The 13912-nt window shown below is 65.1% G+C and carries 14 protein-coding genes; 11 read left to right on the forward strand and 3 right to left on the reverse strand.

Annotation, left to right across the window (positions count from 1 at the left end):
- Positions 1-100: 100 nt before the first annotated feature.
- From K7711_RS44435 to K7711_RS44450, 4 genes are read left to right on the forward strand one after another with little or no spacing between them, the layout of a single operon-like run.
- Entirely contained in the window at positions 101-1255 is a 1155-nt protein-coding gene (locus K7711_RS44435) for an acyl-CoA dehydrogenase family protein (RefSeq protein WP_222978747.1), read from the forward strand.
- Complete coding sequence (locus tag K7711_RS44440) at positions 1252-2034, forward strand: SDR family NAD(P)-dependent oxidoreductase (RefSeq protein ID WP_222978749.1); 783 nt, start codon at positions 1252-1254, stop codon at positions 2032-2034. The genes K7711_RS44435 and K7711_RS44440 overlap by 4 nt, the downstream gene beginning before the upstream one ends.
- Positions 2034-2792: an enoyl-CoA hydratase-related protein gene (locus K7711_RS44445; protein ID WP_222978751.1), complete on the forward strand. Its 759-nt coding sequence runs from the start codon at positions 2034-2036 to the stop codon at positions 2790-2792. Before K7711_RS44440 ends, K7711_RS44445 begins: the two co-directional genes overlap by 1 nt.
- Positions 2793-2803: 11 nt before the next feature.
- Positions 2804-3718, forward strand: a complete 915-nt coding sequence (locus K7711_RS44450; RefSeq protein WP_222978753.1) for an LLM class flavin-dependent oxidoreductase — start codon at positions 2804-2806, stop codon at positions 3716-3718.
- 305 nt (positions 3719-4023) lie between these two features.
- Here the strand turns inward: K7711_RS44450 and K7711_RS44455 are convergent, their stop codons facing one another.
- Positions 4024-4851, reverse strand: a complete 828-nt coding sequence (locus K7711_RS44455; RefSeq protein WP_222978755.1) for a ZIP family metal transporter — start codon at positions 4849-4851, stop codon at positions 4024-4026.
- Positions 4852-5375: 524 nt separating this feature from the next.
- Here K7711_RS44455 and K7711_RS44460 point away from each other — a divergent pair.
- The 7 genes from K7711_RS44460 (at position 5376) to K7711_RS44490 (ending at position 11564) form a co-directional block, all read left to right on the forward strand.
- A complete protein-coding gene (locus K7711_RS44460) occupies positions 5376-6398 on the forward strand; it encodes a zinc-dependent alcohol dehydrogenase family protein (protein ID WP_222978757.1) in 1023 nt (340 codons plus the stop codon).
- A gap of 206 nt (positions 6399-6604) precedes the next feature.
- Positions 6605-7420 carry an enoyl-CoA hydratase/isomerase family protein gene (locus K7711_RS44465; protein WP_222978758.1) on the forward strand — a complete coding sequence of 272 codons (816 nt, stop codon included), beginning with the start codon at positions 6605-6607 and terminating at the stop codon, positions 7418-7420.
- A gap of 1 nt (position 7421) precedes the next feature.
- A complete protein-coding gene (locus tag K7711_RS44470) occupies positions 7422-8162 on the forward strand; it encodes an SDR family NAD(P)-dependent oxidoreductase (protein WP_222978759.1) in 741 nt (246 codons plus the stop codon).
- Complete coding sequence (locus K7711_RS44475; protein ID WP_222978760.1) at positions 8159-8956, forward strand: enoyl-CoA hydratase/isomerase family protein; 798 nt, start codon at positions 8159-8161, stop codon at positions 8954-8956. The genes K7711_RS44470 and K7711_RS44475 overlap by 4 nt, the downstream gene beginning before the upstream one ends.
- Positions 8953-10173 (forward strand): acyl-CoA dehydrogenase family protein, encoded by a 1221-nt coding sequence (locus tag K7711_RS44480; RefSeq protein ID WP_222978761.1) that lies wholly within the window; start codon positions 8953-8955, stop codon positions 10171-10173. Before K7711_RS44475 ends, K7711_RS44480 begins: the two co-directional genes overlap by 4 nt.
- A gap of 52 nt (positions 10174-10225) precedes the next feature.
- Positions 10226-11065: an enoyl-CoA hydratase-related protein gene (locus K7711_RS44485; RefSeq protein WP_222978767.1), complete on the forward strand. Its 840-nt coding sequence runs from the start codon at positions 10226-10228 to the stop codon at positions 11063-11065.
- 334 nt (positions 11066-11399) lie between these two features.
- Positions 11400-11564, forward strand: coding sequence for a hypothetical protein (locus K7711_RS44490; protein WP_222978769.1), 165 nt, complete (start codon positions 11400-11402; stop codon positions 11562-11564).
- A 404-nt stretch (positions 11565-11968) separates the two neighbouring features.
- Here K7711_RS44490 and fabG read toward each other — a convergent pair whose 3' ends face one another.
- Both fabG and K7711_RS44500 read right to left on the reverse strand, forming a co-directional pair.
- Positions 11969-12697, reverse strand: coding sequence for a 3-oxoacyl-ACP reductase FabG (gene fabG, locus K7711_RS44495; RefSeq protein WP_222978770.1), 729 nt, complete (start codon positions 12695-12697; stop codon positions 11969-11971).
- A gap of 163 nt (positions 12698-12860) precedes the next feature.
- The gene (locus K7711_RS44500) at positions 12861-13610 is read right to left on the reverse strand and encodes an enoyl-CoA hydratase (protein ID WP_308015215.1); all 750 of its coding nucleotides are present in this window, start codon (positions 13608-13610) and stop codon (positions 12861-12863) included.
- Positions 13611-13912 lie beyond the last annotated feature (302 nt).

Below are 13912 nucleotides of genomic sequence, written 5' to 3' on the forward strand. Positions count from 1 at the left end.
TGGTCGCCGACAATGCCAGTCGTCGAACCTGCCCAATTGTCGAAATAGCATAATTGTGTTACCAATTTAGGGTGTACTTCGGTGTTGAAAGGTATCGGCTATGAGACTACGGCTCGACTCGGAGCTGGAGGATCTGCGCGCCACAGTCGACAATCACGCCAAACGCACCGTCGGTCCGCTCGCGGAGAAGGTCGACCGGACACAGAGCTTCTCGCGCGAGCTGTGGGCTGCGGTGCGCGAGATCGGTTTGACCAGACTGCCCTTTGCCGAGGAGCACGGCGGAGACGGGGGCACGGTCCGTGCCTACGTTGTCGCCACGCGTGAGGTCGCCCGCCATTGCCCCGTCGCGGCGCTCTACCCTGGTACATCGATTCAGGTCGCCATGACGCTGCTCGACCACGGAACACCCGAACAGATCGCGCAGTACGTACCCGGCCTCGTCGCCGGTGACGTCATCGCATCGTGGGCTTTCACCGAACCTGGCACCGGATCCGATCCCCGCCAGATCGTCACCCGAGCAGAGCCGAATGGCTCAGGGTGGCGGCTCACCGGCGCCAAGCAATTCATCTCGTTCGCCGCGCAAGCCACCGTCGCACTCGTATTCGCCCGCACATCGGAGACCACGCTGGGCGCCTTCCTTGTCGATACCTCTGCTTCTGGATGGGAGGTCGGGCCACCCAGCGAAGTCCTCTCGATGGGCGGCACCGAAGCCAGGCCGGTCACCCTCGACGCCGTACGAGTACCACACGATGGTCTGGTGGGCACTGCCGAGGACGGTTTCGGCGTGATGATAGCCGGGGAGGCCTTCGGCAAGGTTCGCGCAGCGACGATCAGTGTCGGCATCGCCGCTCGCGCGCTCGAGGAGGCAAGCGCCTACGCGTTGACGCGGGGACATCGGGGGACGCCGATCGGCCGAAAATTCCCCACGATCCAGGCTCTTCTCGGGCGCGCCGCAGCATCCACGCTGAGCGCGGAGTCACTCGTTCTCACGTGTGCCGACCTACTCGACCGGCACCTCCCAGTACCGGCCGAAGCGGCGTCGGCCAGGTTGGTTGCGGGCCGCGCGGCGAAAGAGGCCTCCGCGGCTGCTCTGCACGTGTGCGGAGCCTATGGTCTCACCCGAGAGATGATCGTGGAGCGCCTCTACCGTGAGGCCGTATTTTTCGATGTCTCTCAAGGGGTTTCGGAAATTCAGCAGATCATCGTGGCCCGTGAATTGCTGGCCGATGCCACCCGCGGAGGAAAATCGCAATGACCGGTTCCGCCCATCCACTCGACCTCACCGGACATGTCGCGCTCGTCACCGGAGGAAACTCCGGAATTGGGCTCGGCATGGCCGATGGCTTGGCGCGGGCCGGGGCCGACGTGTGTATCTGGGGCCGCAGCCCGGACAAGAACAAGGCCGCCGTCGAACAGTTGCTAGCACACGGCCGCCGCGCCGTTGCCTACGAGGTCGACATCGCCGATGAAGCGGCCGTCGTCAGCGGGTTCGCACGGCTCGTGGACGAGTTCGCCCGCCTCGACTCGTGCTTCGCCAACGCTGCTCTCGCCAACGCGATGACCAGTCCGCCTTACCTGAAGTCCACACTCGAGGAATGGCGCAACCTCATGCGGGTCGACCTCGATGGCGCCTACCTCACCACGCGCGAGGCCGCCAGGCACATGACAGCCCTCGGCAACGGCGGAAGCATCGTACTCACGTCGAGTATCGCGGCGCTGTTCGGATCACCCCGCGAAGAAGCCTATGCAGCCGCGAAAGCCGGGCTGCTCGCCCTCTCTCGCTCCCTCGCCGTCGAGTTCGGGCGACATGGTATCCGCGCCAACGCTGTACTCCCCGGATGGACTCTCTCCTCGGTTTTCGAGGGATGGCTACAAAACCCGGCGGTCACCGACAAAATTCTCTCCCGGATCCCATTGCGCCGCTGGGGAACCCCGGACGACTGGGCCGGGATCGCAATCTATCTGGCCAGCTCGACATCGTCGTTCCACACGGGCGACACATTCCGGCTCGACGGCGGATTCGGGGTCTTCTGATGGACACAGCCACAACCAATGACGGCGTACTTCAAACGCGGATCGAGGATGGTGTCCTCGTACTGACACTCAATCGGCCGGCCGCCCGCAACGCACTCTCCCCCGAACTGGTAGATGCGCTCCACCGCGCACTCGACGCGTTCGTCGAGGACGACACCCAGCATTGCGCGGTGATCGCCGGACGGGGCCGGGCGTTCTGCGCCGGCCTGGACCTCAAGGTCTATGCGGAGGCAGGTGCCGACCGCAGCCTGGTCAGCTCCTTGATCCGGCGCATCGGCCTGTTGCCCAAGCCGCTGATCGGGGCAGTGAACGGGCCTGCTGTCGCCGGAGGTCTCGAAATAGCCCTCGGCTGCGACTGGCTTGTTGGATCGCCGACAGCGATGTTCGCTGACACGCATGTCCGGATCGGCGCATTTCCCGGCGGGGGAATGACCGCCCGGCTGTCTCGCGCCGTCGGGGCTCGTACCGCCAAGGCGATGTCCCTGGGCGGGCTCCGGCTCGATGCCGACGCCGCTCTCCGGGCCGGGCTGCTCTCCGAAATCGTCGACCCGGACCGGCTTGTCATCCGCGCGACCGAACTCGCATCGGCCATCGCGGCCGCCGATCACGACCTAGTGCAAGGCGTCCGCACCCTGATCGACCAGAACGCGGACCGCGCGCTGCCCGAAGCGCTCGCCGTGGAGGCGCAGGAACTACAGACTTGGCGCACCCGCGGCCGAACGGGATGGACCGTCCGCAACGTGCTGCCACCCGGCTGATCAGGAGCCCCATGACAACCGGAACGCGCCTGCCCGCAGTAGCGATGCTGTCCGTGCCCGGTCGGCTCACCGAGACCGTATCGCTGGGCACCGAATTCGACGCCGCCGGGTTCCCAGGCCTGTACTTGCCGTCGGCGGGCGATCCGATGTCACTGTGCCTGTCGCTCGCACACGCCACCCGGTCGATCACTCTTGCGACCTCCGTACTGCCGATCTACCGACGACACCCGGTCGACCTGGCCGCAGCGGCCCATCACGTCACCGAGGTCAGCGACGGTCGCTTCGTACTCGGCCTCGGCGTCAGCCATGCCCCGCAACGCAGCCAACTCGGGGTGAAGCCGATGTCGCTGCTCGAAGACATGAGGGGCTACCTCGACGAGCTTTCGGAGCAGCTGTCGACGACACGCTCGGCACCACGGATCATGGTCGCCGCACTCGGGCCGAAGATGATAGAGCTGGCGCTCACTCGATCCGCCGGCCTGATCCAAGCCAACGCGGCCCGCAGCCACATCCCCAGCTTGATGGCAGATCTACACAAGCGTGGGCGCCCGCCAGGGTTCCGAGTCGCCAACATGATCCCCACTGTGATCGGTGATGACATCGCGGCGGCCCGCGAGCAGTGCCGGGACATCCTACTCCCCTACTTGTCCCGGCCAAGCTATGTCAGCTATTGGCGCCGGTCGGGGCATGCCGTGGCTATGGGCGCAGTCGACCAAGCGCGCGACAGCGGTGATCCCGTCCGCGTGCGTGCGGCGATGAGTGATCGGTGGATCGACGACGTCTGTCTCTGCGGACCCGCCTCGCGCATACACGAGGGACTGGCCGCCTGGTTCGAGACCGGGATCGACTTGCCCGTACTCGTGCCGTCGTCACTCTCCGGCGGGCACCGGACCGCCCTGCGACAAATCCTTGCGATGTTCACCTGAAGCCGTCGCGACAACGAGGGACCGGAATTGCCGGACCAACGCCATCTCCCTGGTCGCCACAGGCATCACTGCTATGCCTGGCAACGTTGTCGCGAAAGCCGCCAGCAACATGACCGTGCTGGTCCGCTATGCCGCGAGCGCTCCTGCCCCGATGTCGGCCGAGAACGCGTCGAGCTCGCCGCCGACGGCTTCGAGAACCTCCCGCTGATTGCTCGCTCTGTCTGCGAGGGCCATGCCGAGGTTCTCTCGCTGTAGGTAGCGGCGTCCCGCGGTCTGTACACCGAGCGACGGCTCAGGTTCGAGTCTCAAGCCCCGGCTGCCGTGACGACGGCGTCGGTAGCGAAGCCCAGCACGAGACCGGCGAGGATACACCAGGTCGTCAGCGTCTTGAAGCCGGTCTTGCGCGCGACGGCGAGCAGCTCGATCACCACGTAGAGGATGGACCCCGCAGCCAAGCCGAGGAAGGCGATCGACACCATGTCATTGACCAGGCGTTGACCGATGACCGTGCCTAGGAAGGTGGGGCCACCGCCGATCATGCCTAGCCAGAGCAGAGTGAGCCACGAGGGGCGTTCGCCGTCCGCGGCGAGCGGGGCGACGATGCCGAACCCTTCGGTGGCGTTGTGCAGACCGAAGCCGATGATGAGCAGGATGGCCAGGGAAAGCTCACCCTTGGCGGCAGAGTTGCCGATAGCCAGGCCCTCGGCGAAGTTGTGCAGGCCGATTCCTGTAGCGATCATCAGCGCGAGGGACGCTGCCTGACTGCGGCTCTTCGACGCGAGTTCGGTGGCGGCCACTGCACCTGGGCCCTGCGGGTGCGTGGCGGTTTGGCGGCGACGGGACATCCAACTGTCGTAGTACACCAAGCCCAACAGCCCCACCGCGAGGCCCGCCACCAGGGTGAGCCCGCCGGATGCCACCATCCCCCATTCGTGCTTACCCAGGGCCCCGTCGATCGGTTCCCAGGCGTGTGTCAGCACGTCCCAGATCAGGAACACCAGGATCCCGATGGCGACTGCGTTGAGCCCGGCCCTCAGGCGAGGGGTGGGCTTGCGTAGCCTGCCGATCGGCAGGCCGAGGTAGATGGTGAATCCGGCTATGGCGCCCAACAGAGCGATATTTGCGCTGGACATGAAAGGACCTCTGATAGGGCGAAAGCGGACAGACACTGAGCCTATGGCAGGCAATGCTTACCTAACAAGCCATCTGCGGCCCCCCTCGTTCGCAGCGATTACCTTCGGCCAGACACCGGCCGAGGAGCCCTGTCACGATTCCAGCTTCATCGACACCTCAGCATCTGATCGTTCCCGCCACGTGGGCATTCTTCATCTCAACCAGCCTTGCGTGTCGCCCTGGCGGACATTGCGAAGCGCTCCCGATCGGATCGGAGCGGCAATCCCGGTCGCGAGACACCAACTAATCAAGAGAAGTAGAGTACTAATTATACTGATAATGTCCGAAGCGTCGGGCGGTTCCCTGCACCTACACATAGACAGCTGAACTTCGGCATCGCCAACCACTGCGACCCAGGATTCGTGTAGCGAACCGGGCCGGCGCACGGTCTGCGGCAGTCCACAGGCCGACAAATCGAGACGCGGCAAGCTGCGTCACTGGCCCCGGCCACCACAGGACCAGTCAGCCACTGAGAGGAAAGACTATGCGTGGTGTCGTTCTGCACGCGCCCGGCGACATTCGCGTCGAACACCGTGATGACCCTGCGATCATCGAGCCGACCGACGCGATCATCCGCATCTCCGCCACCTGTGTGTGCGGATCGGATCTGTGGGACTACCGCGGCATTCACCCCGTCACCGAACCCATGCCTATCGGCCACGAGTACTGCGGCGTTGTCGAGGAGATCGGCGCCGAGGTCACGACGATCAGGCCGGGACAGTTCGTGATCGGAAGCTTCGTCGCGTCCGACAACACATGCCCGCACTGCCGGGCCGGATACCAGAGCGCCTGCCGGCACCGGCAATACGTCGGCGCCGGCGGCGCTCAAGCCGAGGCACTCCGAGTGCCCCTGGCAGACGGCACCCTCGTCGCCACCCCCGGTCTTCCCGCGGACGACTTGTTGCCCAGCCTGCTCACGGCCTCCGACGTCCTGGGCACGGGGTGGTTCGCCGCCGTCGCCGCCGGTGTCCGCCCACGATCGGTCGCCGCTGTTGTCGGCGATGGGGCCGTGGGCCTGCTAGGCGTGCTCGCAGCCCGAGAACTGGGCGCGGAGCGGATCATCGTGATGAGCCGGCACGCCTCCCGCCAGAAACTCGCGCACGCGTTCGGGGCCACCGACATCGTCGCAGAACGCGGCGACGAGGGCATTGCCCACATCATGGAGCTCACTGATGGCGTCGGCGCCGACGCGGTCCTCGAATGCGTCGGGACCGACGAATCCTTCGAGCAAGCACTGCGTTCAGCACGCCCCGGCGGCGGTGTCGGAATCGTCGGACTCCCGCACGACGTCTCTGTCCAGGGCCGAGATCTGTTTTCCTCCCAGGTCCGGGTCCAAGGCGGACCGGCTCCGGTCCGCCGATTCCTGCCTGAACTGATCGACCTCATCTGGCAACGCAAAATCGACCCGGGTCAGGTCTTCGACCTGGCGCTGCCACTGGAAAAAGCCGCCGACGGATACACAGCCATGGACGCCCGGCATGCCGTCAAGGCCATCCTGCATCCCTGAATCAAGCCTCATCGGCAGGTCCCCCACCAAGAGAGCAAGATCTGGCCCTCACTAGGGCACAACAAAGGCCACGCGCAGGGCCCCTAACAAGATTTCTATTTAGATGATAGAACTATAAAGACTCTCGGGATGCGAGAACCACAGGGCACTCGGACGGTCCGACCGGCCGACGAGACGCCATCCGGGTCTATCGAAGGAAATTTTCTATGGGCGAGCGATACGCCGACTTCCCCAGCCTCAAGCTCGAACTCGGCAAGCACGGTGTGATGCACCTGATACTGGAGGGACCGGCCCTCAACTCGGTGAGCCCCCAGATGCATCGCGACCTGGCCGACGTCTGGCCCGTCCTCGGCCAGGACCCCGATGTGCGCGCAGTCCTTGTCTACGGTGCCGGAAAAGCCTTCTCCTCGGGTGGCAACTTCGACCACATCGAGCAGATGACCAACGACTACGACACCCGGCTGCAGACCATGCGCGAGGCGCGCGATCTCGTGCTGAACCTCGTTGCCTTCGATAAGCCGGTGGTTTCCGGTATCCGCGGGCCCGCCGTCGGCGCAGGTCTGGTGGTGGGCATGCTGGCCGACGTCTCGGTCGCCGGTAAGAAAGCCAAGATCATCGACGGCCACACCCGGCTCGGCGTCGCCGCGGGTGACCACGCCGCGATCTGCTGGCCGCTGATGATGGGCATGGCCAAGGCCAAGTACTACCTGCTCACCTGTGATCCGCTGAACGGCGAGGAGGCCGAACGCATCGGCCTGATCTCCCTCTGCGTCGACGATGACGACGTTGTGACCGAAGCAGAGAACATCGCGACCCGGCTCGCGCAGGGCGCACCTACCGCGATCCAGTGGACCAAGCACAGCCTCAACCACTGGTATCGCTCCGCGATACCCGCGTTCGAGGCATCCCTCGGCCTGGAATTCATCGGGTTCGGCGGACCTGAGGTGCGCGAGGGCCTGGCCTCCCATCGCGAGAAGCGGGCACCGCTCTTCGTGACCGAACCGGCAGAGGAGAAGCACTGATATGGGAACGCCCAAAGTTGCCCTGGTAACCGGCGCGTGTGGCGGGATCGGCAGCGCCATCACCCGCCACCTCGCCGAGGCGGGGTATTCGGTCGCGGCCTGTGATCTGGATCAGGCGGCAGCGGCCGAACTCGCGAAGTCACTGCCGACGCAGAGCATCGGCGTAGGGGTCGATATCTCCGACAGCGCCGCTGTCGCGACCGCGATCGCGACGGTCGAGGCGGATCTGGGTCCGGTCGATGTCCTGGTCAACAACGCCGGCATCGACAAGATCGAGCCCTTCCTGCAGTCGACCGCGGAAACCTGGCAGAAAGTGGTGTCGGTCAACTACCTGGGCACCGTCACCGTCACCCGTGCCGTGCTGGACGGCATGATCGAGCGGAAATTCGGCCGGATCATCAATATCGCTTCCGATGCCGGCCGGGTCGGTTCCTCCGGCGAGGTCGTCTACTCGGGTACCAAGGGCGCAATGATCGCCTTCGGCAAGGCGCTGGCCCGAGAGATGGCGACAAAGGGCATCACTGTCAACGCCGTGTGCCCGGGACCGACCGATACACCGCTGCTCAAGCAGCTCTCCGACCTCAGCGAGAATATGTTCGAGGCAACCCGCAAGGCGGTGCCGATGAAGCGGATCGGCCAACCGGACGATATCGCTCCCGCGGTCGTTTTCTTCGCAAGCGAGGGCGCCGCCTACATCACCGGCCAAACGCTGTCCGTCAGCGGCGGCCTCACGATGGCATGACCGCGCCTACCAGCGTCGGTGTCGAACGAGACGGTAGCGTCGCGACCCTTGTCCTGGACGGCGCGGCGCGGCTCAACCCGATCGGCACCGCTACCTGCACCGCTATCGCGGCGGCCGTTCGCGAACTCGAAGCCGATACCCGCATTCGCGCGGTCGTCGTGCACGGTGCCGGGCGCGCTTTCTCGGCCGGGGCCGATATCGATGAGATCTCAGGATTCGACCACCGCGACCAATTCGAGCAATTCATCCATACGTTCACCGACGCACTCGAGCTGATCGAAATGAGCCCACTCCCCTTCGTTGCCGCGATCAACGGCGCGGCGATGGGCGGCGGGCTGGAACTCGCCCTGGCCTGTGATCTTCGGGTAGTACATACCACCGGGAAGCTGGCGCTGCCCGAGGCCAAACTCGGTGTACTGCCGGGCGCGGGCGGCACCCAGCGCCTGCCTCGGCTCCTGCCCCGAGGTATCGCCACCGAGATGATCATGCTGGGCCGGACCATTTCGGGAGCCCGCGCGCACGAGCTGGGGCTTGCGAATCACCTCAGCGACTCTCCCGGGGCGGTGCTGTCCGACGCGCGTGCGCTCGCAGCCGAGCTTGCCGCCGGTGCCGCGCTGGTTCCCCAGATGACGAAATCTCTGCTTCGGGAGACTGCGGCCTGCACCGTTGCCGACGGCATCGTCCGGGAGCGGGCAGTGGCAACCGACCTGCACGCCAGCGAAGACGGCCAGGAGGGCTTCCGGGCGTTCGTCGAACGACGGGCTCCCCAGTACAGGAAGGAGCGCGGACAATGAACCTCGATTATCCGCCCGAAGTCGATGCGCTCCGGGCACGGATCCGGGACTTCCTCGCGGATGAACTCCCCTGGGGCTGGGCGGGCCTGGGTTCCCTCAGCAGCGATGAGGCGCGAAAATTCACCGCGTGGTGGCGCGGCAGGCTCGTCGAGTCCGGATACATCGCGCCCAGCTGGCCCACCGAATACGGCGGTGCCGGGTTGACCCGGCTCGAGCAAGTGGTGCTCGCCGAGGAATTCGCGCGGATGCGCGTCCCCGCCTACGGAGCCAACGACAATTTCTCGATCAAGATGATCGGGAATCTGCTGCTTCGCTACGGCACGGACGAGCAGAAGCGGCATTTCCTGCCGCGCATCGTGCGCGGGGAGGACACCTGGTGTCAGGGTTTCTCCGAACCGGGCGCTGGATCTGATCTCGCGGGGCTGCGTACCCGCGCGCGCCTGGTCGACGGTGAGTGGATCATCGACGGCCAGAAGATCTGGACGTCCGAAGCGCGCAGCGCGAACTGGATGTTTCTGCTCACGCGGACCGACCCCGAGGCAACCCGGCACAAGGGCATCACCATGCTCCTGGTGCCCATGGATCAGCCTGGTATCACCATCCGGCCAATCACCATGATGACCGGCGGAACTGATTTCAACGAAGTGTTCTTCGACGGCGCCCGCACGGCAGAGGCAAACGTGGTGATCGGCCCGGAGCAGGGTTGGAAAGCTGCCATGGCCTTGCTCGGGCTGGAGCGCGGAGACCAGGCCGCCACCAACCCGATCTTGTTCCGGGCCGAGGTCGATCGGCTCATCGGTCTGGCTCGCGAACGCAACCTCACCTCCGACGAGCTGGTCCGCGATCAGCTGGTCCGCGCTTACACCCGAGTCGAGATCATGCGCTACCTCGGACTGCGCACCCTCACCGGATGGCTCAAAGGCGAGACACCCGGTCGGGACGCCTCGATTTCGAAGCTGTACTGGAGTGAACATCACCGCGAGACCACCGATCTAGCGGTCAGCTTGCTCGGTGCGGATGCGCTCGCGCCAACGGGCCGGGCACCGATCCGGCACTACCGGACCGACGACCCCGGGGCGCCGAATTCGTCGGCTTCCTGGACCGACACCTGGATGGCGGCGATCTCCGGCACGATCTACGCCGGAACTTCGCAGGTGCAGCGCAATATTCTCGCCGAGTCGGTACTCGGACTGCCCAAAGAACCCCGCCCGCAATGAATTCCAGCTCGGCGCACGCACGCTCGACTGCCCGAGCCCACGAGGAGACAACATGACCGACCCGAACTCGGAACGACTCGTACTCCGCGACGACACCGACGGCGTTGCAATTCTGCGCTTCAACCGCCCCGACCGGAACAATTCCTGGTCAGTACCGATGGAGAAGGAGTACTACCGGCTACTGCGCGAATGCGGCGACGATCCTGCGGTCCGCGTGATCATCGTGACCGGCGCCGGGCGCAGCTTCTGCCCGGGCATGGACACCAACACCCTGGCGGACCAGGCAGCCGATCCCACCCTGAATACCCAGCCGCACAAACGGGAACCGATCACCACACCGCGCACCATCCGTAAACCGGTGATCGCGGCCATCAACGGGGCCTGCGCCGGGATCGGACTGATCGCCGCGATGAACTGCGATCTCCGCTTCCTATCGTCCAAAGCCAAGGTGACCTGCGCGTTCTCACAGCGCGGAATCATGGCCGAGCACGGATTGGCCCACGCGATGACCCGCGTCATGGGCACCTCCCGCGCCCTGGACCTGCTGTTCTCGTCCCGCATCGTGATGGGACAAGAAGCCGTCGAGCTCGGTCTGGTGGACCGGGTCTTCGAGCCCGATGAGTTGCTGCCGCGTAGCCTCGAGTACGCGCGGGGCCTCGCCGCCAACAGCTCCCCGGTCGCGATGGGCGTGATGAAACAGCAGGTTTACGAGGCCCTCGAAACCACTCAGGAGGAAGCCCGCACGATGGCGATCCGCTGGTGGTACGACGTGCTGCGCGACCACGGCGACTTCAAGGAAGGCGTCACCTCCTACCTGGAGAAGCGGCCACCGGCGTTCGCTCCGTGGGATCCCGCCACACCCTTGGTTCCGGCCGCGCTGCCGAACGACTGACCACAGCAACCTCGGGGGCACCCCGCTCCCCAGCCACCCCTGGCGTGCGCGGTGACGGGACTGGGCTCACCGTCGACCGCGACATCTCGCCGAACGCTGTTGGATCTACGCTCGTCGAACGGCGAGCGTACTGCCGCCGAACTCGGTGATCCGGCAATATTTGCGCTGGCTGACGCCGTTGGGCCAGGAGAAGTATCTGCAGCTGTGGATCTCACGCCGGACCCGAACGGCCCCGTCGTAGAAGGCCGGATCAGGGGCAGCACGATGCGGCAGGGCCTGGCCTGGACGATTTGCTGCCGTGCCACTTGTCGGTGCCACCGTGAGGTGGGCCGGGATGCGGCCGGTGATCGAGGAGGGTGTCGGCCAGGAGATCCGTGGTGTAGACGAGGACATCGGGTCGCGCTTCAATCCGGCCCTGGTCCATTGGGCCGGGCAGGAACTCGTTCGACATCAGCACGGCCCCTGCCTGTGGTCGGCACGGGATCGCCGCAGTCAGTAGCTGACAGCGATGGTTTCGTCGCCAGGGTTGATGGCCATCACGAACAGCAGGAGGAGGACGCCCTCGCCCGGAATTCGGTCCGGCCAAGGGCGAGTCTGCTGTGCCTACCTCGTTCTGGCATTCGGCGCGAGTGCGGTCAATCCTCTCGCCCCTCGACCGCTCGAACACGCCCAGTCGAACCTGGCCGACGCGGGCGAGGACGCATCAGGAACGTACGGAGGTGATCTTTCAACTGCCGATCTGGCGTTCATGCCGCGGGTGTCCGGGCCATTGTTGATGGCGGAATGTGGACAGTGGCCAAGTAGCGCATGCCCTGTGGATGCCAAGAACCCGTGTGCAGTGTTCTGGTCGGTAGTTCACGCGACTACTTGGGCGCACCATCTTTACCCACACAGCGCCCACGGTCACATGTACCGCCCGCCGGTCACCTCCATGACGGTGCCGGTGAGGTAACTGGACATGTCGCTGGCCAGAAACAGCGCGACCGACGCCACTTCACTGGGCTCCCCGGCCCGGTTCATCGGGATCTCCGCCAGCTTCGAGTCCCAGGCCCGCTGCGGCATGGCCTCGGTCATCGCGGTACGGATGAGCCCGGGCTGGATAGCGTTGACGCGCACTCCCGAACCGGCCAGTTCCTTCGCCGCAGCTTTCGTCAGGCCCACCATGCCCGCCTTGGCGGCACTGTAGTTCGTCTGGCCGAAGTTGCCGACCTTGCCGGCGATCGACGACATAGTGATGATCGACCCGCGGCCCTGCTCGCGCATCACGGCGCCGGCGGCGCGGGTACCAAGCCACGCACCGTAAACGTGGACGTCGAGGACAGTGCGAAAGTCCTCGGAGGTCATCTTCCGCATCGTCTTGTCCCGCGTTATCCCGGCGTTGTTGACCATGATGTCCAGTGCACCGAAGCGCCGTACGGTGTCGTCGACCAGGGCGGACATGCCGTCTTCGTCTGTCACGTCACACCGACAGGCCGCAGCGCCGAGTCGCTGCGCTTCATGCTCGGCAGCCTCGAGGTTGAGATCTGCGAGCATAACCTCGGCGCCGTGCGCAACGAACGTCTCCGCGATGGCCAGGCCCAACCCTTGAGCACCGCCTGTGACAACCGCGACTCGCCCCTTCAGCAGGGTCATAGGTCGTTCCTCCTAGCAAATAAACTCTTATTAATTGCACTATATATGGGCCTCTGATCGCAGCATGGTCGACCCGCTGCTCGACCGTCCAGGCGACGATCCGCCCCTCGCCGTAGGCCCAGCGTGTCCATAGCGGCCCACAACGTCCGCACCCGGGTGCGCCCTAACGTCGCGCCCTGATTCTCGGCGTCGGAACAAGCTGGCCCCCGGCCACTCGGCGCGCCTCCCGTTCGGCAAATTCGTGCTCCAGAGCTTCCGGTAGCGCATGGTTGTCGCTGTACCGGTACAGCGACAACAACTCCCGAACCACGAACGGATCGTGCGCGGCGATCGTTTCAGCCGTTTCACGCGCGACCGGAAGCAGTTCCCCATGAGGAACGACCCGAGACACCAGTCCGCTTCGCAACGCCTCTTCAGCATCCAGGACGCGCCCGGTAAGCGACATGTCCAGGGCGAGTCGGCTGCCAACCGCCCGCGGCAGCCTCGCGGTCATTCCACCACCGGGCAGGATCCCAACACTGGCGTGCGTGTCCGTGAACCGCGCCCGTTCGGAAGCGATGAGGAGATCCAGAGCCAGCGCAAGTTCGAGACCGCCCGTCGCGACCGCGCCGTTGATCGCACCAATCGTAGGCTTGGACAACTGCGCGATCCGCGTGATGGCGTCCGTCGCACCCTCGGGAGGACGCCGCGTCCGGTTGAACTCCTTTATGTCGAGCCCGGCGCAGAAGGCTGGATCGGCCCCGGTCAGCACTATGACCCGGACCGATTCCGCAGCTTCTGCCCGGTTCAGGCAGGCATGGAGCGCGCCCGCAAGGTTCGAGTCGATCGCATTACGCGCGGATGGCCGGTTCAGTGTGATCGTCGCAACGCCTGCCCACTCGCGATAGGTCACCTCACTGTCAGCGACTGTCACGGACCACCCCTCGTTCGAGACTTCGCATCCGGCCTCGCTTCCTCAGGAACCACCTGATCCAGACCAGATCCACAACACCGCGACTAGCCGCCGGACAAGACAACACGGAGCATTAACGGATAGATAATTTATCTTTTATATCACGCCCCGCCCACCCGATCCACCATTGACCTCTCAAAAATTTCGTCTATATAGTTGACTGATTATGTTTTGTTGGGGCACACGATAGCGAGACTCCCTGGGACACGGTTCCCGGACGCTTCCCGCGACTTGCCGGGCCCTTCCAGCGTCGGAGGTCACGT

It is taken from the genome of Nocardia coffeae (assembly GCF_019890715.1).
GTDB classification, from domain to species: Bacteria; Actinomycetota; Actinomycetes; order Mycobacteriales; family Mycobacteriaceae; genus Nocardia; species Nocardia jiangxiensis.

Coding starts and splice junctions, on each gene's coding strand:
- K7711_RS44455 (WP_222978755.1), bottom strand. CDS start 4,851: ATGTCCAGCGCAAATATCGCTCTGTTGGGCGCCATAGCCGGATTCACC.
- K7711_RS44465 (WP_222978758.1), top strand. CDS start 6,605: ATGGGCGAGCGATACGCCGACTTCCCCAGCCTCAAGCTCGAACTCGGC.
- K7711_RS44435 (WP_222978747.1), top strand. CDS start 101: ATGAGACTACGGCTCGACTCGGAGCTGGAGGATCTGCGCGCCACAGTC.
- K7711_RS44450 (WP_222978753.1), top strand. CDS start 2,804: ATGACAACCGGAACGCGCCTGCCCGCAGTAGCGATGCTGTCCGTGCCC.
- K7711_RS44460 (WP_222978757.1), top strand. CDS start 5,376: ATGCGTGGTGTCGTTCTGCACGCGCCCGGCGACATTCGCGTCGAACAC.
- fabG (WP_222978770.1), bottom strand. CDS start 12,697: ATGACCCTGCTGAAGGGGCGAGTCGCGGTTGTCACAGGCGGTGCTCAA.
- K7711_RS44475 (WP_222978760.1), top strand. CDS start 8,159: ATGACCGCGCCTACCAGCGTCGGTGTCGAACGAGACGGTAGCGTCGCG.
- K7711_RS44470 (WP_222978759.1), top strand. CDS start 7,422: ATGGGAACGCCCAAAGTTGCCCTGGTAACCGGCGCGTGTGGCGGGATC.
- K7711_RS44480 (WP_222978761.1), top strand. CDS start 8,953: ATGAACCTCGATTATCCGCCCGAAGTCGATGCGCTCCGGGCACGGATC.
- K7711_RS44490 (WP_222978769.1), top strand. CDS start 11,400: ATGCGGCCGGTGATCGAGGAGGGTGTCGGCCAGGAGATCCGTGGTGTA.
- K7711_RS44485 (WP_222978767.1), top strand. CDS start 10,226: ATGACCGACCCGAACTCGGAACGACTCGTACTCCGCGACGACACCGAC.
- K7711_RS44445 (WP_222978751.1), top strand. CDS start 2,034: ATGGACACAGCCACAACCAATGACGGCGTACTTCAAACGCGGATCGAG.
- K7711_RS44440 (WP_222978749.1), top strand. CDS start 1,252: ATGACCGGTTCCGCCCATCCACTCGACCTCACCGGACATGTCGCGCTC.